This is a genomic window from Pseudonocardia kongjuensis, assembly GCF_039526905.1.
Lineage (GTDB): Bacteria > Actinomycetota > Actinomycetes > Mycobacteriales > Pseudonocardiaceae > Pseudonocardia > Pseudonocardia kongjuensis.
The window spans coordinates 51,547-71,277 of the sequence record NZ_BAAAJK010000049.1 but is presented as its reverse complement, the minus strand read 5'-3'; the positions used below and the strand labels follow the sequence as shown (position 1 = coordinate 71,277).

General features: G+C 74.1%; 17 protein-coding genes. 10 read left to right on the top strand and 7 right to left on the bottom strand.

Translation table 11 applies throughout. From position 1 onward, the window contains the following. The first annotated feature begins 429 nt into the window (after positions 1 to 429). A complete protein-coding gene (locus ABD160_RS28620; RefSeq protein WP_344028248.1) occupies positions 430 to 1,689 on the top strand; it encodes a winged helix-turn-helix domain-containing protein in 1,260 nt (419 codons plus the stop codon). On the opposite strand, the gene ABD160_RS28615 is transcribed toward ABD160_RS28620, so the two are convergent. From ABD160_RS28615 to ABD160_RS28605, 3 genes are all read right to left on the bottom strand, one after another. Next, positions 1,690 to 3,324, bottom strand: a complete 1,635-nt coding sequence (locus tag ABD160_RS28615; protein ID WP_344028246.1) for an AbgT family transporter — start codon at positions 3,322 to 3,324, stop codon at positions 1,690 to 1,692. It abuts the gene before it with no gap. 141 nt (positions 3,325 to 3,465) lie between these two features. Then, positions 3,466 to 4,452, bottom strand: a complete 987-nt coding sequence (locus ABD160_RS28610; RefSeq protein WP_344028244.1) for a DUF4097 family beta strand repeat-containing protein — start codon at positions 4,450 to 4,452, stop codon at positions 3,466 to 3,468. Continuing rightward, positions 4,449 to 4,979, bottom strand: a complete 531-nt coding sequence (locus ABD160_RS28605; RefSeq protein ID WP_344028241.1) for a toxin-antitoxin system HicB family antitoxin — start codon at positions 4,977 to 4,979, stop codon at positions 4,449 to 4,451. The genes ABD160_RS28610 and ABD160_RS28605 overlap by 4 nt, the downstream gene beginning before the upstream one ends. A gap of 89 nt (positions 4,980 to 5,068) precedes the next feature. On the opposite strand from ABD160_RS28605, the gene thyX reads away from it, so the two are divergent. After that, the gene (gene thyX, locus ABD160_RS28600; RefSeq protein WP_344028238.1) at positions 5,069 to 5,833 is read left to right on the top strand and encodes an FAD-dependent thymidylate synthase; all 765 of its coding nucleotides are present in this window, start codon (positions 5,069 to 5,071) and stop codon (positions 5,831 to 5,833) included. Positions 5,834 to 5,842: 9 nt separating this feature from the next. On the opposite strand, the gene ABD160_RS28595 is transcribed toward thyX, so the two are convergent. Both ABD160_RS28595 and ABD160_RS28590 read right to left on the bottom strand, forming a co-directional pair. Then, the gene (locus ABD160_RS28595; protein WP_344028235.1) at positions 5,843 to 6,568 is read right to left on the bottom strand and encodes a Crp/Fnr family transcriptional regulator; all 726 of its coding nucleotides are present in this window, start codon (positions 6,566 to 6,568) and stop codon (positions 5,843 to 5,845) included. 169 nt (positions 6,569 to 6,737) lie between these two features. Next, complete coding sequence (locus ABD160_RS28590) at positions 6,738 to 8,057, bottom strand: MFS transporter (protein ID WP_344028233.1); 1,320 nt, start codon at positions 8,055 to 8,057, stop codon at positions 6,738 to 6,740. A gap of 226 nt (positions 8,058 to 8,283) precedes the next feature. On the opposite strand from ABD160_RS28590, the gene ABD160_RS28585 reads away from it, so the two are divergent. From ABD160_RS28585 to ABD160_RS28560, 6 genes are all read left to right on the top strand, one after another. Next, positions 8,284 to 8,910, top strand: a complete 627-nt coding sequence (locus ABD160_RS28585; protein WP_344028231.1) for a TIGR03085 family metal-binding protein — start codon at positions 8,284 to 8,286, stop codon at positions 8,908 to 8,910. Positions 8,911 to 8,937: 27 nt separating this feature from the next. Further along, positions 8,938 to 9,963, top strand: a complete 1,026-nt coding sequence (dapA, locus tag ABD160_RS28580; protein ID WP_344028229.1) for a 4-hydroxy-tetrahydrodipicolinate synthase — start codon at positions 8,938 to 8,940, stop codon at positions 9,961 to 9,963. A 106-nt stretch (positions 9,964 to 10,069) separates the two neighbouring features. Beyond that, the gene (locus ABD160_RS28575; RefSeq protein WP_344028255.1) at positions 10,070 to 11,779 is read left to right on the top strand and encodes a ribonuclease J; all 1,710 of its coding nucleotides are present in this window, start codon (positions 10,070 to 10,072) and stop codon (positions 11,777 to 11,779) included. A gap of 42 nt (positions 11,780 to 11,821) precedes the next feature. Continuing rightward, entirely contained in the window at positions 11,822 to 12,223 is a 402-nt protein-coding gene (locus ABD160_RS28570; RefSeq protein ID WP_344028226.1) for an alpha/beta fold hydrolase, read from the top strand. A 349-nt stretch (positions 12,224 to 12,572) separates the two neighbouring features. After that, positions 12,573 to 15,143, top strand: coding sequence for a DNA translocase FtsK (locus tag ABD160_RS28565; RefSeq protein WP_344028225.1), 2,571 nt, complete (start codon positions 12,573 to 12,575; stop codon positions 15,141 to 15,143). A gap of 180 nt (positions 15,144 to 15,323) precedes the next feature. Further along, positions 15,324 to 16,199 carry a YceI family protein gene (locus ABD160_RS28560; protein ID WP_344028223.1) on the top strand — a complete coding sequence of 292 codons (876 nt, stop codon included), beginning with the start codon at positions 15,324 to 15,326 and terminating at the stop codon, positions 16,197 to 16,199. Here ABD160_RS28560 and ABD160_RS28555 read toward each other — a convergent pair. Beyond that, positions 16,186 to 17,016 (bottom strand): helix-turn-helix domain-containing protein, encoded by an 831-nt coding sequence (locus ABD160_RS28555; protein ID WP_344028220.1) that lies wholly within the window; start codon positions 17,014 to 17,016, stop codon positions 16,186 to 16,188. The genes ABD160_RS28560 and ABD160_RS28555 overlap by 14 nt on opposite strands. Before the next feature lie 31 nt (positions 17,017 to 17,047). Continuing rightward, positions 17,048 to 17,581, bottom strand: a complete 534-nt coding sequence (locus tag ABD160_RS28550; RefSeq protein ID WP_344028217.1) for an amino-acid N-acetyltransferase — start codon at positions 17,579 to 17,581, stop codon at positions 17,048 to 17,050. Positions 17,582 to 17,650: 69 nt separating this feature from the next. Between ABD160_RS28550 and ABD160_RS28545 the strand changes: the two genes are divergently transcribed. Both ABD160_RS28545 and pgsA read left to right on the top strand, forming a co-directional pair. Further along, a complete protein-coding gene (locus ABD160_RS28545; protein ID WP_344028215.1) occupies positions 17,651 to 19,174 on the top strand; it encodes a MiaB/RimO family radical SAM methylthiotransferase in 1,524 nt (507 codons plus the stop codon). Beyond that, a partial coding sequence (pgsA, locus tag ABD160_RS28540) for a CDP-diacylglycerol--glycerol-3-phosphate 3-phosphatidyltransferase (protein ID WP_344028211.1) occupies positions 19,171 to 19,731 on the top strand: 561 nt, incomplete at its 3' end. The genes ABD160_RS28545 and pgsA, both read left to right, overlap by 4 nt.

Genomic DNA, 19,731 nt, shown 5'->3' with positions numbered 1-19,731 from the left:
CCGGCTCGGTCGCCGCCCGCCGGCTCGGTCGCCGCCCGCCGGCTCGGTCGCCGCCCGCCGGCTCGGTCGCCGCACCCCGGCTCGGTCGCCACACCCCGGCTCGGTCGCCACACCCCGGCTCCGTTGCCGCCCGCCGGCTCGGTTGCCGCCCCCCGGCTGGGTTGCCGCACCCCGGCTCGGTCGCCGCACCGCTTCGTGCTGGTGCGGCGTCGTTCCCGGGGTGCGGCGACCGAGCCCGACCCCGGCCCCTCCCGCGGGTGATCGCGTATCGGGAACCGGAACGGTCGCCCAGCGACCCTTTCGGTGCCGGACAGAGGATCATCGGTCGCCGGGCGGCCGCACCGGAACCGCTTGCCGGGCGGCCGAATCGGAACCGCCTGCCGGGCGGCCGCACCGGAACTGTCGGGGGGCCGTGGCAGCATCGGCGCCGTGCGGACGATCTCGGCGGACGTGGCCCGGCGGACCTTTCTCGCGGCCCAGGGGTTCACCGACCCCCGGCCGTCCGGGCCGGTCACCCGGCGGCACCTGCAGCGGGTGCTGGAGCGGATCAAGCTGCTGCAGCTGGACTCGGTGAACGTGGCGGTGCGCTCGCACTACATGCCGCTGTTCAGCAGGCTCGGCGACTATCCCTCCGCGTTGCTCGACGACGCGGCCTGGTCCCCGTCGGCCCGCAGGCCCCGGCTGCTCGCCGAGACGTGGGCGCACGAGGCGAGCCTGGTCCCGGTCGCCGACTGGCCGCTGCTCGGCCACCGGACACTGCCCCGCCGCTGGTGGAAGCACTACGCGCCGCTGCTGGAGCGGCATCCGTCGCTGGCCGGGGACATCCGGGCGGTGGTCGCCGAGCGCGGGCCGATCGGGGCCGGAGCGATCGAGAAGGCGCTCGCGCCGGAGGGCCGGGCCGGCGAGGTGCGGCCCCGGCCGCCCGGTGCCACCTGGTGGGAGCGGTCGGAGGTGAAGCAGGTGTGCGAGTACCTGTTCGCGGTCGGTGAGCTCGCCGTCGGCACCCGCCGGCACTTCGAGCGCCGCTACGACCTGCCCGAGCGGGTGCTCCCGGCGGAGGTGATCGCCGCCCCGCCGCCGGATCCGGCCGATGCGGCCCGCGCGCTGGTCGCGAAGTCCGCCGCCGCGCTCGGCGTCGGCACCGAGACCGACCTGCGCGACTACTACCGGCTGGGCCCGGAACGCACCCGCATCGCGATCGCGGAGCTGGTCGACGCGGGGGAGCTGGAGCCGGTGGCGGTCCGGGGCTGGGCGAAGCCGGCCTACCGGAGCCCGTCGGCGACGGTCCCGCGCACCGTGCCCGGCCGGGCGCTGCTGAGCCCGTTCGATCCGCTGGTGTGGGAGCGCGGCCGCGCCGAGCGGATCTTCGGCTTCCGCTACCGGATCGAGATCTACGTGCCCGAGGCGAAGCGGGAGTACGGCTACTACGTCTTCCCGTTCCTGCTCGACGGCGCGCTGGTCGGCCGGGTCGATCTCAAGGCCGACCGGGTCGCCGGGGTGCTGCGCGTGCCCGGCGCGTTCGCCGAGCCGGAGGCCTGCGTCCCGCAGGCCCGGATCGCGGCCGAGCTCGCCGCCGAGCTGGCGGCGATGGCCTGCTGGCTCGGGCTCGACGGCGTCGAGGTGGGGGAGCGGGGCAACCTCGCCGCCGCGCTCCGGTCGGCGCTGCGGTCGGCGGTGCGGGCCGGCTGATCAGACCCCGAGCGGGATGCCGAGCGAGATCCAGACCAGGAACAGCGCCGTCCAGACGACGAACATCGCCGCGCAGATCGGCAGCGTCATCGAGATCAGCGTGCCGATGCCCGCGTCGCGCCGGTAGCGCTGCAGGAACCCGAGCGCCACCGCGAAGTACGGGCTCATCGGGGTCAGCGAGTTCGCCACCGAGTCGCCGATCCGGAACGCCGCCATCGTCTGGTCGGCGTCGATCCCGACCAGCAGCAGCATCGGGACGAGCACCGGGGCGAGCAGCGACCACTGCGCCGACCCGGAGGTGATCACCAGGCCGAGCACGAACACCATGACGACGGTCAGGAACAGCAGCACCGGCGCCGGCGCGCCCAGCGACTGGAGCACCTCGGCCCCGGACACGGCGATCCACTGGCCGATGCCGCTCCAGGTGAACCAGGCGAGGAACTGGGCGATCACGAAGAACAGCACCAGGATCGGCACGATGTCGGTGAGCCCCTCGCGCATCAGGCGGGGCACGTCGGCCGGTGTCCGGATGGTCCCGACCCGGAGCCCGTAGACGATGCCGACGACGAGGAAGGTCAGCAGCAGCACGACCGCGATGCCGTCGAGGAACGGCGACGGCACCAGGGTGCCGGTCTCCGGCTCGCGCAGCGGCGAGCCCGCCGGGAACCAGATCGCGGCGTAGAACGCGAGCAGCCCGAGCAGGGTCAGGCCGGCGTCGCGCAGCCCGCGCAGCTGCTCGGCGGTCACCTCGGCGGCGCGGGCCTCCTCGGCCTCCTGCGCGGCGAGATCGGGATCGGGCACCGGCTCGCCGGCCGGCCCGGTGGACGTCCCGGGGCGGGCCGGGTCCGCTGCGGTGCCGGTGCCGGTGCCGGCGGTGCCGGTGGTGTCGGAACCGGCTGAGTCGGTGGCGTCGGAACCGGCGGTGCCGCTGGTGTCCGAGCCGCTGGTGTGGCCGGCCCCGCTGCGCCGCGTCGACGGCTCCACGACCCGGTCGACGACGACCGCCGCGGCCAGCGCGATCAGCACCGCGCTGACCGCGTTGAACCAGTAGTTCGACAGCGCCGTGAGCTGGATCGACGGGTCGACGATCGCCGCCGCCGAGTTGGTGATCCCGGCGAGCAGGACGTCGGTGGCGGTGACGAAGATGCTGGCGTCGTAGCCCGCCCCGACCGACACGAAGGCCGCGACCGCGCCGACCGCCGGGCTGCGGCCGACCGTGCGGAACACCATGGCGCCCAGCGGGATCAGCACGATGTAGGCGGCGTCGGAGGCGATCGAGCCGCAGACGCCCGCGAACATCAGGGCCGGCGTGATGAGCCGCCGCGGCGCCCGCAGCACGGTCACCCGCAGCAGCGTCGGCAGCAACCCGCTGCGGTCGGCGACGGCGATCCCCAGCAGCACCGCGATGATCGTCCCCAGCGGCGGGAACTCGACGAAGTTCGTCACCGCCTCGGTGAGGGCGAACCGCAGCCCCTCACCGGTGAGCAGGCTGCGGACCGGGGTGATCTCGTCCTGGCCGGGGACCTGCGCGCTGAGCCCGGCCGCGGACAGCACCGCGGACAGCCCGGCGAGCAGCACGGACAGCACCACGAACAGGATGACCGGGTCCGGCAACCGGTTTCCGACCCGTTCCACCACGCCCAGTGCCCGGGCGAGACGGGTCGGAGTCTCCTGCTGTGTTGCGCTCAACGGGCCCCCCCCAGGTCGGCCGTCCGGTCGAGTGGGGGAGGTTAGCTGTCGTCGCGCAATCGTGCCGTGCCGGAGGTGCCCGCCGGATCAGGCGGTGATCGTCGCGGCCCGGGTGACCAGCACGTCCCCGCTGCCGGTGCGCCCGGAGAGCCGGACCGCCCGCTCGCCCGGCGCGCCGTCGTGCACCTCCAGCTCGCTGCGCGCCCGCCCGGACCCGGTGGACAGGTCGAGCTCGGCGGCGACGCCGGAGTGCACGCCGACCCGCACGTTGCCCGAACCGGTGCTCAGCCGGACGTCGCCGGACACCGCGTCGGCGATCACCACGTCACCGGAGCCGCTGCGCACCTCCAGGTCCCCGGTGAGCTCGCCGATCCGGATGTCGCCGCTGCCGGTGCGCGCCCGGGACGGCCCGCCGATCGATCCGGCCTCGATCTCGCCGCTGCCGGTGCGCAGCTGCGCCCGGCCGCCGCACGAGCCGAGATCGATCCCGCCGGCGCCGGTGGTGATGTCGGCGTCGCCGGTCACCTCGGCGACCCGGGCGGTGCCGGAGCCGGTGCGCACCGCCGCCCAGGACGCCCGCCCGTCGATCTCGACGCCCGCGGCGCCGGTGCGCACGGCGGGTCGCGAGGCGGCCGGGGCGGACACCGTCACGATCAGCGGGACCGCGCTCAGCGCCGGTTCCTCGGGCCCGCGCACCACGAGCCGGCGGCCCGCGTCGGACCACTCGATCGTCACGGCGGCGAGCGCGTCGGCGGACGGATCGCCGGACCGCTCCCACGGCGCACCGACGATCGGGTCGAACCCGCGGCCGGACCAGCCGGCACCGCCCGCCGGGGGGTTCCCGCCCATCGACGAGCCGATCCAGTCGAGCAGCCCGCCGAGCCCGCCCGACCAGGGCGCGGCGCCCCGGTCCGTGGTGACCTCGACGGTGACCTCGGACGCGTCCTCGACCAGGTCGACGCGGACCCGCCCGCCACCGATGCCGATCTCCAGCTCGGCCGGGCCCGCGCTGTCCCACCGTTCGCGGCGGGTGTCGCCGGCGTCCGGATCCGTCAGGTTCTGCTCGTCGGTCATCCCTGCACCCATCCTCGGAGGTTGCGGCCGTCCCGCGGGTCGCGCCCGCGGGCCCGGCCCTCGGCGCCGGCGAGCGCGCCCTGCACCGCCTGGGAGACCCAGGTGTTGAGCGAGACGCCCTGCGACTGCGCGGCCTGCTCGGCCTGCGCCTTGATCTGCTCGACGATCCGCAGCGTGACCCGGCTGATGTCACCGGCGTCGCCGGCGAACGGGAAGGAGGCCGGGCCCTCCGGGCCGGTCCCGCCCGGCGCACCCGGCCCGGCCGGAGCGTCCGGCGCGGTGTCCGGTGCGCCGGACACCGACACCCGCACCTCCCGCCCGTGCAGCCGGACCTCTACGGAGCGGTCGCCGAGTGCGACGGTCGCCTCCGAGGCGAGGTCGGAGAGCGCGTTCATGATCGCCAGGCGGGCCGCGGGCTCGATCGCGGAGCCGAGCAGCGCCGCCGTGCGGCGGGTCTGCTCGTCACCCGCTGCCGCGGCGGCGGCGAGATCGTCGCGTAGCTGCGCGACGTACGGCGTGAGGTCCATGACACCACTATGGCGTCATTGATGACGTCGTGTCGAGGAGTTGCTGTCACCGATGACGTCACGGGGCGGCGGTGGTTACCCTCCAGGACATGTCGGAGACCGCGCCGCAGACCGTCCCGCTCAGCGTGCAGCTGGTGGCGAAGACCGAGTTCCTCCCGCCGGCGGACGTGCCGTGGTCCACCGACGCCGACGGCGGCCAGGCACTCGCCGAGTTCGCCGGCCGGGCCTGCTACCAGTCCTGGAGCAAGCCGAACCCGCGGACCGCGACCAACGCCGGCTACATCCGGCACATCCTCGAGGTCGGTCACCTCTCCGTGCTCGAGCACGGCACGGTCAGCTTCTACCTGACCGGGATCTCCCGCTCGCTCACCCACGAGCTGATCCGGCACCGGCACTTCTCCTACTCCCAGCTGTCCCAGCGCTACGTCCCGGAGCGGGACGCCGCGATGGTCGAGCCGGACGTCATCGCCGACGACCCGGAGCTGCACGAGCTGTTCCTGCAGGCGTCGGCTAACGCCCTGGAGTCCTACGAGAAGCTCCTCGAGGGGCTGGAGAAGCGCTTCGCCGACGTCCCGAACGGGACCCTGCGGCGCAAGCAGGCCCGGCAGGCCGCCCGCTCGGTGCTGCCGAACGCGACCGAGACCCGGATCGTGGTCACCGGCAACTACCGCGCCTGGCGGCACTTCATCGCGATGCGCGCCTCCGAGCACGCCGACGTCGAGATCCGTCAGCTCGCCGTGGAGTGCCTGCGCCAGCTGCAGCGCGAGGTGGCCAACGTGTTCGCCGACTTCGAGATCCAGAAGCTCGAGGACGGCACCGAGATCGCGTCCAGCCCGCTGGTCAGCGAGGGCTGACCGGCCCGGTCACGCCAGCACCGCGTGCACCCGGCGCCGCAGGTCGGGCAGGTCCCGCACGATGATCCCGCGGCCCTCCTTGCCGACCAGTCCCTCGGCGACCAGCCGGGACAGCTCCCGGCTCATGGTGACCCTGGTCAGCCCGACCAGCAGGGCCAGCTCGTCGACGGCGGGCCGGATGGACAGCCGGGTGGTGGTGTCCAGGGCGACCTCGCCGTAGGCCTCGACCAGGTGCCCGAGCAGCAGGATCACCCGCTCCCGGGCGGGCAGGCCCTCGATCAGCACGTGCAGCTGCATCACCCGCTGTTTGTAGGCGATCCGCCGGGTGATCTCCAGCAGCAGCTCCGGATCGGTGCGGGCGGCGGTGAGCAGCGCGTCCCGGGTGACCGAGACGATCTGCGAGTGCTGGGTGCAGGTGGCGGCGAGATGCCGCGGGCGCCCGTCGACGCTGGCGGCCTCGCCGAGGGTGGCGCCGGTCTCGGCGTAGGCCAGCGAGCGCTCGGTGCCGTCCGGCCGGTGCAGGTAGATCCGCACCCGGCCGGACAGCACGAGATGGAACCGGGTGGACAGCTCGCCCTGCCGGTAGACGTGCTCGCCGCGGGCGTAGCGGCGGGCGGTGCCGAGGGCGGCGATCCGCTCGGTCAGGTCGGTCATCGGCGCGCTGAGGAACGGCGACACCGGCGGGTCGTCGGGGCCGGGATCCACGGGCAGCGCCCGCGGCTCCGCACTGCTCACCGCATCCACGGCCACGCGTCCCCACCTCCGTCCGTGACGGGGTGCGACCGGCTGTCGCTCCCGCGCGATCGCCCGGACGGTAGCCGGGTGCCCGAGTGCGGGGGAAGCCGAGGCACGGCCCGTTACCCACCGAAGTGGGTAACGGGCCGTGCGGGTGCGGCGGTACGGGTCAGGCCGGGGTCAGGCTGGCGTCCTGGTTGCTGAAGGAGTCGGCGTCGGTGTGCGGGAGTGCGAGCGTGCAGCCCAGGCTCAGCAGCGACACCGAGGCCAGCAGCAGGCCGATCGCGAGGCTGCCGTAGAGCGGCACGACGGCAGCCGCGACCAGCGGCACCACGCCGCCGCCGAGCACCCCGGCGAGGTTGTAGGCGATCCCGGCGCCGGTGTAGCGGAAGCGGGTCGGGAACAGCTCCGGCAGCTGGGCGCCGATCGGGCCGTAGGCGATGCCGACCACGCCCAGCACGATCGAGATGCCGACGCCGAACGACCACGCCGTCCCGATGTCGATGATCGGGAAGACGATGAGCCCGGCGGCCACCGAGGCGACGTTGCCGATCACCACCATCTTCCGCCTGCCGACCCGGTCGGACAGGATCGCCGAGGTGATCGTCGTCAGGGCGAACACGGTGCCGCCGATGATGCCCATGGCCAGCACGGTCGGCCGGTCCAGCCCGATCTGCTGGGTGCCGTAGCTGGTCAGGTAGGTGACGCCGATGTAGAAGAACGCGAAGACCGCGGTGGTCGAGCCGGCGCCGAGGAACACCGCGGCCGGACGGCTGGTGAACACCTCGGTGATCGGCAGCTTGCTGCCGGTGGTGGCGGACTTGGAGTCCTTGAAGGTGGAGGTCTCCTCCAGCGCGAGCCGGACGTAGAGCCCGATGCCGACCAGCAGCACCGACCCGATGAACGGGATCCGCCAGCCCCAGGCGACGAAGGACTCGTTGCTCATGGTCAGCGCGGTGATCAGGAAGGTGGCCGACGCCAGCGCGAACGCCACCGACGGGCCGAGCTGCGGGTAGAGCGCGTACTTGCCGCGGGCCTTGGTGGGCGCGTTCTCGGCGGTGAGCAGGGTCGCCCCGGCCCACTCGCCGCCGACCGCCAGACCCTGCAGGATGCGCAGCACGACCAGCAGGATCGGCGCCAGCACGCCGATCATCCCGGTGGTCGGCAGCAGGCCGATGGCCAGCGTCGAGAAGCCCATCAGCAGCAGCGTCGTGACCAGCGTGCCCTTGCGGCCGAGCCGGTCGCCGAAGTGCCCGAACAGGATCGAGCCGAACGGGCGGGCGACGAACGCGACGCCGAACGTCGCGAGCGCCAACGCGGTGCCCGCGGCGGCCCCGAGCTCGGGGAAGAAGACCTGGTTGAACACCAGCGCCGCGGCCGTGCCGTAGATGAAGAAGTCGTAGAACTCGATGACCGTGCCGGTCATGCTGGCCAGCGCGATCTTGCGCATCGACTTCGGTGGTGGCTGCGAGGTGGCAGCGTGTGTCACGGGTGGGGTCCTCTCCGTTGGGGACCGGCTGACACGGGACGAGCCGGGCGTCCGCCGTTCGGGTTGCGGGGAGTATGCGGACCCGCCCGGGTGCGATCTGTATCACTGGCTACAAAACCGTGTCGGCGGACTATCCATCTGTCGACCGTTCGGCCGTTGGTCCGCCGCTCGGCGCGCGGCCCCGGCCGGACGGCGGCCGGGGCCGGCGCGGACTACGGTGGGTGCGGTGAGCCTCGCGACCGACGAACGTGCCGCCATCTGCGCCGAGTTCGAGCGATCCGGACCGGACCGCCCCACCCTCTGCGAGGGCTGGAACGCCCGCGACCTGCTCACCCACCTGCTGGTCCGGGAGCGGCAGCCGTGGAACGCCGCGGGCATCGTGGTGCCCGCCCTGTCCTCGGTCACCGACCGGGCGATGGCCGCCTACGCGGGCGAGGCCTGGCCGAACATGATCGACGACCTGCGCAAGGGCCCGCCCGCCTGGTCGCCGTTCCGGGTCGGCAAGGTCGACGAGATCGCCAACGGCGCCGAGTTCTTCGTGCACCACGAGGACCTGCGCCGCGGCGAGCCCGGCTGGGAGCCGCGCCCGGCCGCTCCCGAGCTGGACGGCCAGCTGTGGACGCTGCTCGCCGCGCAGTCGAGGCTGCTGTTCCGGCGCAGCCCGGTCGGCGTCGTGCTGCGCCGTCCCGAGGGCGCCCAGCAGGTCGTCGCCACCGGGTACGGCCTGGTGACGGTGGTCGGCGAGCCCGCCGAGCTGGTGCTGCACGCGTTCGGCCGGGACGCCGCCCGGGTCGAGCTGGAGGGACTGCCGGCCGACGTCGAGAGCTACCGGGCCGCGCCCCGCGGGATGTGAGCCCGCAACCCGGTACCGTCAACCCCCATGGAGTCCGCTTCCCAGACGACCCCCGCGGGGCAGCACCCGCCCCGTCGCCCGTTCGGTGAGGTCCTCACCGCGATGGTGACGCCGTTCGACGCCGACGGGGAGCTCGACCTGGCGAAGGCCGAGGAGCTGGCCACCCATCTGGTGGACCTCGGCAACGACGGGCTGGTCGTCAACGGCACCACCGGCGAGGGGCCGACGACGTCGGACAAGGAGAAGTCCGAGCTGATCCGTGCCGTCGTCGCGGCGGTGGGGGACCGGGCGACGATCGTCAGCGGGGCGGGCACCTACGACACCGCGCACTCGATCGAGCTGGCCCGCGGCGCCGAGCGGGCCGGCGCGCACGGCCTGCTGGTGGTGACGCCGTACTACTCGCGGCCGCCGCAGGAGGGCCTGCTCGCGCACTTCACCGCCGTCGCCGACGCCTCCGAGCTGCCGGTGATGCTCTACGACATCCCGCCGCGCAGCGTGATCGGGATCGACGTCGAGACCTTCCAGCGGCTCGCCCAGCACCCGCGTATCGTGGCCGTCAAGGACGCCCGCAACGACCTGCGGGTCGGCACCGAGGTGCTCGCCACGACCACGTTGGCGTACTACTCCGGCGACGACCCGGTGAACCTGCCGTGGCTGTCGGTCGGCGGCGTCGGGTTCGTCAGCGTGATCGGGCACGTCGTCGCCGACCGGCTCCGCGCGATGATCGACGCCTACCACGCGGGCGAGCACCAGCGGGCCCGCGCGCTGCACTACGCGATGCTCCCGGTGATCCGCGCGATGGGCCGGGTCGGCGGCGCGGTGTTCGCCAAGACGGCGCTGCGGCTGCGCGGCATCGACGTCGGCGACACCCGGCTCCCGCTGCCGCCGGCGACCGAGGAGCAGGTCGCCGCGATCGCCGGTGACCTGGCCGTCGCCGGCGTCGCCCTCGACCCGCAGTCCCGGCCCGGCAGCACGGCCTACCAGCCGGGACACGGCGCACTCGGCGGGCGCACCGCCACCGACATCGGCGCCGAGGTCGCGTACCACCGCTGAGTGGGCGCCGACCCGAGACGTCACCCGAGTACACACCCGATCCTGTGAGGCACGAAACCCTGTGAGTCCCCAGCGCAACGACCGCCGGAACCGCCCCGGGCGGTCCCTGAGCGCCCCGCCCGAGAAGATCGACCGGCCCGAGCTGCCGGTCGCGGCGCCACCGGCGCTGGCCAAGGGCGGCCTGCGCACGTTCGCCCTCGGCGGCATCGGCGAGGTCGGCCGGAACATGACCGTCTTCGAGTACGAGGGCCGGCTGCTCGTCGTCGACTGCGGGGTGCTGTTCCCGTCCGACGACTCGCCCGGCGTCGACCTGATCCTGCCCGACTTCCGGGCCATCGAGGACCGCCTCGACGACATCGACGCCCTGGTGCTGACGCACGGCCACGAGGACCACATCGGTGCCGTCCCGTGGCTGCTCCGGCTGCGGCCCGATCTGCCGGTCGTCGGCTCCCGGTTCACGCTCGCCCTGGTCGCCGCCAAGTGCAAGGAGCACCGCCTGGCCCCGCACCTGCGGGAGGTCAAGGAGGGCGACCGGATCCGGCACGGCAACTGGGACTGCGAGTACTTCGCGGTCAACCACTCCATCCCGGACGCCATCGCGGTCGCCATCCGGACGCCCGCCGGGCTGCTCCTGCACACCGGCGACATCAAGCTCGACCAGCTCCCGCTGGACGGGCGGCTGACCGACCTGGCCGGGTTCTCCCGGCTCGGCGAGGAGGGCGTCGACCTGTTCCTGGTCGACTCCACCAACGCCGAGGTGCCGGGCTTCGTGACGCCGGAGGCCGAGATCGGGCCGGTGATCGCCGACCTGGTGCGCCGGGCCCCGTCCCGGATCATCCTGGCCTGCTTCGCCAGCCACGTGCACCGCGTCCAGCAGGTGCTCGACGCGGCGCACGCGCACGGCCGCAAGGTCTGCCTGACCGGCCGATCGATGGTCCGCAACATGGGGCTGGCCGACGAGCACTCGCTGCTCAACATCCCGGACGGCCTGCTCGTCGACATCGACGAGGCCATGCGGCTGCCCGACGAGAAGCTGGTGCTCGTCTCCACCGGATCGCAGGGCGAGCCGCTCGCGGCGCTGTCCCGGATGGCCCGCGGCGACCACCGCAGCATCACGATCCGGCCGGACGACACGATCATCCTGGCCAGCTCGCTGATCCCGGGCAACGAGACCGCGGTGTTCGGCGTCATCAACGGCCTGACCCGGCTCGGCGCGACCGTCGTCCACCAGGGCAACGCGAAGGTGCACGTCTCCGGGCACGCCCCGGCCGGTGAGCTGCTGTTCCTCTACAACGCGGTGCGCCCGTCGAACGTGATGCCGGTGCACGGCGAGTGGCGGCACCTGCGCGCCAACGCCGCGCTGGCGGTGAAGACCGGCGTGCCCGAGGAGTCGGTGGTGATCGCCGAGAACGGCGTCGTCGTCGACCTGGTGGACGGCCGCGCGGCGATCACCGGGCGGGTCGAGGTCGGCCAGGTCTACGTCGACGGGCTCGCCGTCGGCGACATCGGCGAGACGACGCTGGGCGACCGGCTCACCCTCGGCGAGGGCGGGTTCATCGCGATCACCGTCGCGATCGACCAGAAGACCGGGCGCGCGCTGTCCCGCCCGACGCTGTCCGGCCGCGGGTTCTCCGACGACCCCAAGGCGCTCGACGCCGCCCAGCCGCTGGTCGAGGACGAGCTGTCCCGGCTGGAGAACGAGGGCGTCGGCGATCCGCACCGGATCGCGCAGGGTGTGCGCCGGGTCGTCGGGCGCTGGGTGGCCGACACCTACCGGCGCCGGCCGATGATCGTGCCGACGGTCATCGCGGTCTGAGCGCTCCCGGCCGGGTCCGGCGAGCGGGGAGGGCGGCACGGCGTGCACCGCACCTTCCGTTCGCTCGACGGGACCCGGCTGGTCGGGGACCTGGTGGCTCCGCCGGGTGCGCGCCGGGGAGTCGTCCTCGTGCACGGCGGCGGGGTGGACCGGCACGAGGCCGGGTTCTTCGACCGCCTCGCCGACGGGCTGGGCGAGGCCGGGGTGGCCTCGCTCCGGTTCGACCTCCGCGGCCACGGGGAGAGTGACGGACGGCCGGAGGAACTCACCCTCGCCGGGGCGGGCAACGACGTGTCGGCGGCAGCGGACGAACTGGCCGGCCGGTTGCCCGTCGACCGGGTCGGGGTGGTGGGGGCGAGCTTCTCCGGCGGTGTCTGCGCCGTGTTCGCGGCTCGCCGGCCGGACCGGGTCGACCGGCTGGTCCTGCTCAACCCGCTGCTCTGACGTGCGGAGACGACCTCGCCGATCATCTCGTCCTCGTCGCGGAGCTCGATCGGAACCGGTGCGCGCCGGCAGGGTCCGGAGTTCGGACGGTGTGCGGTCGCTCGGTGCTACCGGCGGCCCTGGCGTGCGCTCCTCGGCCACGGTGCTGCCGGTGCCGGGAACAGCTCCACGACCCGCCGGCCGTCCGGCCGGTCCCGCGGACGCGCATCGGACGCCGGAGACTCCGCTCGGGAGCCGGCCGCATCGCCCGGGCGACGGAGCCCACGGGGGTGGGTGCGTGGTCGCCGGGACGCCCGGACCCCCGCGTCGGTCCCCGGTTCGATCATCGTGACGGGCTACCGTGGGTGACATGGCAGGACGTACCGGCACGGGCAGGACCAGCACGGCAGCGGCTGCGGGCCGTGGCTCGGGGCGGTCCGGCTCGCGCTCGTCCGCCCGCCGCAAGCCGGCCACCCGCCGGGCCCCGGCCAGGCGCCAGGGCCCCGACCTGATCGACCGGTCGATCGACGCGGTCGGCCGGGGCGTGGCGAAGACCTTCCGCGCGTCCGGGCGGGCCGTCGGCCGCACCCGCGACATCGATCCGGCGCACCGCCGGGACGGTCTCGGGTTCGCGATGCTGGTGCTCGCGGTGATCGCCGCCGCCGGGCTGTGGTGGCAGGCCGGCGGCTCGGTCGGCTACTGGTTCACCTTCGTCGTGCAGGCCGTCATCGGTGTCACGTCGGTGCTGCTCCCGCTGATCCTGCTGGGGGTCGGCGTGGTCCTCGTGACGACGCCCGCGCACCCGGAGGCCCGGCCCCGGATCGTCGCCGGGAGCCTGCTGCTCGCGCTCGGCGTGCTCGGCCTGGTGCACCTCGCCCGCGGCGGGCCCGCCGAGCCGGACGCCTGGCGCGGCGCCGGCGGCGCGATCGGCTACGTCGCGGGCACCCCGCTGGAGGCCGGGCTGACCGTGTGGACGGCGGTGCCGGTGCTCGTCCTGCTCACCCTGTACGCGCTGCTGCTGGTCACCGGGATCCCGGTCCGCGAGCTGCCCGACCGGTTCCGCAGGCTCACCGGGCAGCTGCCGCCCGAGGACGAGGAGACCGACGGGGAGACCGCGGAGGGCGGGGCGGCCAGGCCGCGCACGGTCGCCGACGCCGTCGCCGAGGCCGATCTCGACGGCGCGAAGCCGGCCCGCCGCCGGCCCGCCCGCCGCAGGCAGCAGGCCAGCGAGGCGGACGCGTTCCGGGTCGAGGACGGCGAGCACGCACCCACCCCGGTGGACGCCGACGTGCCCGGCCCGCCCGCCGACGTCCCGCCGGCACCGGCCGCGAAGAAGGCGCCGCGCCGTCCCGTCGTGGAGACCCCGCCCGCCGAGGAGGCGCCGCCGACCGAGGGCGAGCAGCTCTCGATGGCGATCCGCGAGCCGGTCGGCGAGTCCGAGTACGTGCTGCCGCCCGCGGACGTGCTGGAGGCGGGCCCGCCGCCGAAGTCCCGCAGCTCCGCGAACGACGCCATGATCGAGGCGATCACCGGCGTGCTGGACCAGTTCAACATCGACGCCCAGGTCACCGGCTTCACCCGCGGCCCGACGGTGACCCGCTACGAGATCGAGCTCGGCCCGGCGGTGAAGGTCGAGAAGATCACCCAGCTGCAGCGCAACCTGGCCTACGCGGTCGCCAACGACAACGTCCGGCTGCTGGCGCCGATCCCCGGCAAGTCCGCGGTCGGCATCGAGGTGCCCAACACCGACCGGGAGATGGTCCGGCTCGGCGACGTGCTCCGGTCCACCAGCGCCCGCAACGAGCAGCACCCGATGGGCATCGGCCTCGGCAAGGACATCGAGGGCCACTACCTGGTGGCGAACCTGGCGAAGATGCCGCACCTGCTGGTCGCGGGCTCGACCGGCTCCGGCAAGTCCAGCTTCGTCAACTCGATGCTGGTGTCGCTGCTCAGCCGGGCCACCCCGGACGAGGTCCGGATGATCCTGATCGACCCGAAGATGGTCGAGCTGACCCCCTACGAGGGCATCCCGCACCTGATCACGCCCATCATCACCCAGCCGAAGAAGGCGGCCGCCGCGCTCGCCTGGCTGGTCGAGGAGATGGAGCAGCGCTACCAGGACATGCAGGCCAACCGGGTCCGGCACGTCGACGACTTCAACCGCAAGGTGCGCTCCGGCGAGATCAGCGCGCCGCCCGGCTCGGAGCGGGTGTACCGGCCCTACCCCTACATCATGTGCATCGTCGACGAGCTCGCCGACCTCATGATGACGGCGCCGCGCGACGTCGAGGACGCGATCGTCCGGATCACCCAGAAGGCCCGCGCGGCCGGCATCCACCTGATCCTGGCGACCCAGCGGCCGTCGGTGGACGTGGTCACCGGCCTGATCAAGACGAACGTGCCGTCCCGGCTGGCGTTCGCGACGTCGTCGCTGACCGACTCGCGGGTCATCCTGGACCAGCCGGGCGCCGAGAAGCTGATCGGCATGGGCGACTCGCTCTACCTGCCGATGGGCGCCGGCAAGCCGGTCCGGATGCAGGGCGCGTTCGTCGACGACGACGAGATCGCCAAGGTCGTCGCGTTCACCAAGGAGCAGGCGGAGCCGAGCTACACCGAGGGCGTCACCGCACAGAAGGCCGGCGAGGCGAAGGAGATCGACGCCGACATCGGCGACGATCTCGACCTGCTGCTGCAGGCGGCCGAGCTGATCGTCACCTCGCAGTTCGGCTCGACGTCGATGCTGCAGCGCAAGCTGCGGGTCGGTTTCGCCAAGGCGGGCCGGCTGATGGACCTGCTGGAGACCCGCAACATCGTCGGCCCCTCCGAGGGATCGAAGGCCCGCGACGTGCTCGTGAAGCCGGACGAGCTGGAGAACGCGCTGTACCTGATCCGCGGCGGCGGGACGGCGGACGGTGCCGAGGTCAACGACGACGACGAGTGACGAGTTGAACGCAGCGTGGCGATCTTCTGCCGGACGGTGCTGTGACGAATACCAAGCGTAACCACTCTTTCGCGGCAGGTGGTTAACGGGACGGTCACGAACGTGTCAAAGTGGCTGACGAGGCCGCCGTCCGGGGGCCCGTACGTCATCGGTGCCCGCACGGGCGGAGGAGGTCTTCCGGTGTTCTGGAGGAAGAAGGACCGTCGTCGTCCGGCTCGGGGAACGACCGACCGGCACGCGCTCGTCCCGATCCCGCTCACCGGCGGCGTGCTCTCCGGCCAGGTCCGGGACGCCCAGGGCGGCGCGCTGCCCGGCAGCGAGGTCTCGGTGATCGACGCCGGCGACCGCCGGGTCGCGCACCTGGAGACCGACCCGTTCGGCCGCTACGCGGCCTCGCTGATGCCCGGCCGGTACCGCGTCCGGGTCGAGGCGGGCGGCTACCAGCCGATGACCGACGTCGTCGAGGTGTCCTGGGGCTCGCACGCCGACATGGGCGCGATGGTGCTCGGCGAGGACCCGGCGCTGCGCCCGCCGGCGGCCGGCGTGTTCCTGATCGACAGCGACCACAGCTCGGTCCGGTTCGTGGCCCGGCACATCGGGCTGTCCAAGGTGTACGGCCGATTCAACCGGTTCCACGGCCAGATCCGGATCGCCGAGCCGTTCGAGGAGTCCTCGGTCGACGTCGTCATCGACGCGGCCAGCGTGGACACCAACGTCGAGGCCCGGGACACCCACCTGCGCTCGCCGGACTTCCTCGACGTCGACCGGTTCCCGGAGCTGCGCTTCTCCAGCGTGCGGTTCGTGCAGCGGGGCGGGAACCGCTGGACCGTCGACGGCGACCTCACGCTGCACGGCCTGACCAGCGACGTCTCGCTGGACACCACGTTCCTCGGCTCAGCCGAGTGGAACGGCGACCGGGTCGGCGCGGTGGCGACCACCCAGCTGCACCGCGAGCACTTCACCCTGAACTGGCAGCAGATGATCGCGAAGGGGCTGCCGGTGGTGGGCTCGACGATCGAGATCGAGCTCGACGTGCAGGCGATCAGGCAGGGCTGACCGCGAGCCCGTCCGGATGCTCCGCCAGCCAGGCGCCGGCGGTCGTCCCGGCGAGCGCCCGGAACTCCCGGGCCAGGTGCTGCTGGTCGGCGAACCCGCAGACGGCCGCGACGTCGGCGAGGGCGGGCCGGTCGGCCCGGCGCAGCAGCGAGCAGGCCCGTTCGAAGCGGATCACCCGGGCCGCGGTCTTGGTGCCCAGACCGGTCTCGCGGCGCAGCCGCTCGCCGAGGTGCCGGGGCGACCAGCCGACGTCGGCGGCGAGCTCGGCGACCCGGGCCGTGCCGCCGGTGGCGACCAGCCGGTCCCAGGCCCGGCCGATCTCGGCGGGCGGCCCGGACCCGGCGGCCCGCCGGTCGGCGATCCGGCACAGGTGCTCGTCGAGCAGGGCGCACCGGCCGGCCCAGGTCGGGACCGCGTGCAGCCGGTCGAGCAGCGACCCGACGCCCGGCCACAGGTCGGCGAGGTCCACGACGTCGCCGGCCAGCTCCGCGGCGGGCACGCCGAGCAGGGCGCGGGCGCCGCGCCAGGTCAGCGCCAGCTGCAGCCCGGCCTGCGGGGCGCCGGTGGCGATCACCGCGGGCACGCTGTGCAGGCCGGCCGCGGACGCGGTGAACCGGCCCGGCCCGCGTCCGGGATCGGGCTTGCGCAGCAGCTCGACGGCGCCGTCGACGCAGAGGATCACGGTCAGGTGCCCGCCGGCGACGCCCTGGTGGGTGCCGGGCGGGCCGGCCGCCGTGCGCCACGCCCAGATCTCGGTGACCAGCGGGCGCAACGCGGCCGAGGTGCGCCACCGCCCGGCCCCGGCCCGTTCCGCCATGCACCCCAGTGTCGCCGGGGCCGGCGCGGGCTCACAAGGTCAGCAGCATCCGCACGTTGCCCAGGGTGTTCGGCTTGACGTGCGCGAGATCGAGGAACTCGGCGACGCCGGCGTCGTAGGAGCGCAGCATCGCGGCGAACACCTCCGCCGACACCGGGGTCCCGTCGATCTCGGCGAACCCGTGCCGGGCGAAGAACTGTTTCTCGAAGGTGAGCACGAACAGCCGGCGCAGGCCGAGCTCGCGGGCGCCGTCGATCAGCGCGTCGACGATCCGGTGGCCGACCCCGCGGCCGAGCACCGACGGCGACACGGCCACCGTGCGGATCTCGCCGAGGTCCTCCCAGAGCACGTGCAGCGCCCCGCAGCCGACGACCTTCCCGTCCAGCTCGGCGACCAGGAACTCGGGGACCGCCTCGTAGAGGGTGACCGTCTCCTTGGCCAGCAGCACCCGGCCGGCGTACTCGTCGACCAGCTCGCGGATCACCCGGACGTCCGGGGTGCGGGCCCGCCGGACGGTCACGGTCGGGCCGGGATCGGGCAGCGGGGGCTCTGGTGCGTCGGGCACGGACGACGAGCCTAGACGGCGGGGACGCCGGGCCGGGGGCCGCCGCCCCCGCCGTCTACCCTGGAGGCCGTGGCTTCCCCCGAGAACGCACCCCGGCGTGCCGCCCTGCTGACGCTGGGCTGCGCGCGCAACGAGGTCGACTCCGAGGAGCTCGCCGGCCGGCTGGTCGGGTCCGGCTGGGAACTGGTGGACGCCGAGGGCGGATCGCCCGACGTCATCCTCGTCAACACCTGCGGGTTCGTCGAGCAGGCGAAGAAGGACTCGATCGACACCGTGCTCGCGGCCTCCGACGTGGCCCGCCCGGCCGGCGCGAAGGTGGTCGCGGTCGGCTGCCTGGCCGAGCGGTACGGCGCCGAGCTGGCCGCCGACCTGCCGGAGGCGGACGCGGTCCTCGGGTTCGACGCCTATCCCGAGCTCGCCGAGCGGCTCTCCGACGTGCTCGGCGGGCACGCGCCCGCCCCGCACGTCCCGGTCGACCGGCGCACCCTGCTGCCGATCTCGCCGGTGGAGCGCCCGGCCGCCAGCACCGACGTGTCGGTGCCCGGCCACGACTGGTTGCCCGACATCACCGCCGCCGGCCTCGGCCGCACCCGGCTCACCGGCGGCCCGGTCGCGTCGCTGAAGCTGGCGTCGGGCTGCGACCGGCGCTGCGCGTTCTGCGCGATCCCGTCGTTCCGCGGCAGCTTCGTGTCCCGCCCGCCCGCCGACGTGCTCGGCGAGGCGGCGTGGCTGGCCGGCGACGGCGTCCGCGAGCTGGTGCTGGTCAGCGAGAACTCGACGTCCTACGGCAAGGACCTGCCCGGCGGGACCCGCGCGCTGGTCGACCTGCTGCCCCGGCTGGGCGCGATCGAGGGGATCAGCCGGGTCCGGGTGTCCTACCTGCAGCCGGCCGAGATGCGCCCGGACCTGATCGCCGCGATCGCGACGACGCCCGGCATCGCGCCGTACTTCGATCTCTCGTTCCAGCACGCCAGCGCGCCGGTGCTGCGCCGGATGCGCCGGTTCGGGTCGCGCACCGACTTCCTGGACCTGTGCGAGCGGATCCGGGCGCTCGCGCCGGAGGCCGGGATCCGGTCGAACGTGATCGTCGGGTTCCCCGGGGAGACCGAGGACGACCTGGCCGAGCTGGAGGCGTTCCTGGTCGGCGCCCGGCTGGACGCGGTCGGCGTGTTCGGCTACTCCGACGAGGACGGCACCGAGGCCGAGGGCTACGACGGCAAGCTCGACCCGGCGCAGGTGCAGGCCCGGGTCGCCCGGATCTCCGAGCTGGCCGACGAGCTGATGGTGCAGCGGGCGGAGGAGCGGATCGGGTCCGAGGTCGTGCTGCTGATCGAGCGGTCCGACGGCCCGGACGACGACGAGCCGGAGATCGCCGGGCGGGCCGCGCACCAGGGCCCGGACGCCGACGGCGAGTCCTACGTGGTGGCCGCCGCCGACGACGGCCCGGAACCCGGCTCGCTGCGGCCGGGCGACCTGGTGCGCTGCCGGGTGCTCGACACCGAGGGCGTCGACCTGCTCGTCGAGGCGGTGGAGCTGCTCCCCGCCGGCGCCCCCGCCGACGCGGCCACGGCGGTCGCGGCAGGGACCGGATGAGCTCCCCGCAGCCGACCGGTGGCACCGTCCCGGTCGGTGGTCAGGCGCCGCTGCTGAACATCGCGAACGCCCTGACCTGCCTGCGCCTGCTGCTGGTCCCGGTGTTCGTGGCGGCGCTGCTCGTCGAGGGCGGCGAGGACACGTTCTGGCGGATGACCGCGTTCACCGTGTTCGTGGTGGCGGCGCTGACCGACCGGCTGGACGGCCAGCTGGCCCGCAGCCGCGGCCTGGTCACCTGGTTCGGGGCGCTCGCCGATCCGATCGCCGACAAGGCGCTCACCGGGGCCGCGCTGGTCGGGCTGTCGATGCTCGGCATCGTCCCCTGGTGGGTGACGATCGTGATCCTGGGCCGGGAGATCGGCATCACGGTGCTGCGGTTCCTGGTGATCCGGCGGCGCGGGGTCATCCCGGCCAGCCGGGGCGGGAAGGCGAAGACGGTCGCGCAGACGTTCGCGATCGGGCTGTTCCTGCTGCCGCTGCCGCTGCTGTTCCCGGACGCGCTGGGCGCCGTGCTGGCCGTGCAGTGGACGGTGCTGGTGGTGGCGCTGGCGCTCACC

Coding starts and splice junctions, on each gene's coding strand:
- ABD160_RS28610 (WP_344028244.1), bottom strand. CDS start 4,452: ATGACCGACGAGCAGAACCTGACGGATCCGGACGCCGGCGACACCCGC.
- ABD160_RS28605 (WP_344028241.1), bottom strand. CDS start 4,979: ATGGACCTCACGCCGTACGTCGCGCAGCTACGCGACGATCTCGCCGCC.
- thyX (WP_344028238.1), top strand. CDS start 5,069: ATGTCGGAGACCGCGCCGCAGACCGTCCCGCTCAGCGTGCAGCTGGTG.
- dapA (WP_344028229.1), top strand. CDS start 8,938: ATGGAGTCCGCTTCCCAGACGACCCCCGCGGGGCAGCACCCGCCCCGT.
- ABD160_RS28565 (WP_344028225.1), top strand. CDS start 12,573: ATGGCAGGACGTACCGGCACGGGCAGGACCAGCACGGCAGCGGCTGCG.
- ABD160_RS28555 (WP_344028220.1), bottom strand. CDS start 17,016: ATGGCGGAACGGGCCGGGGCCGGGCGGTGGCGCACCTCGGCCGCGTTG.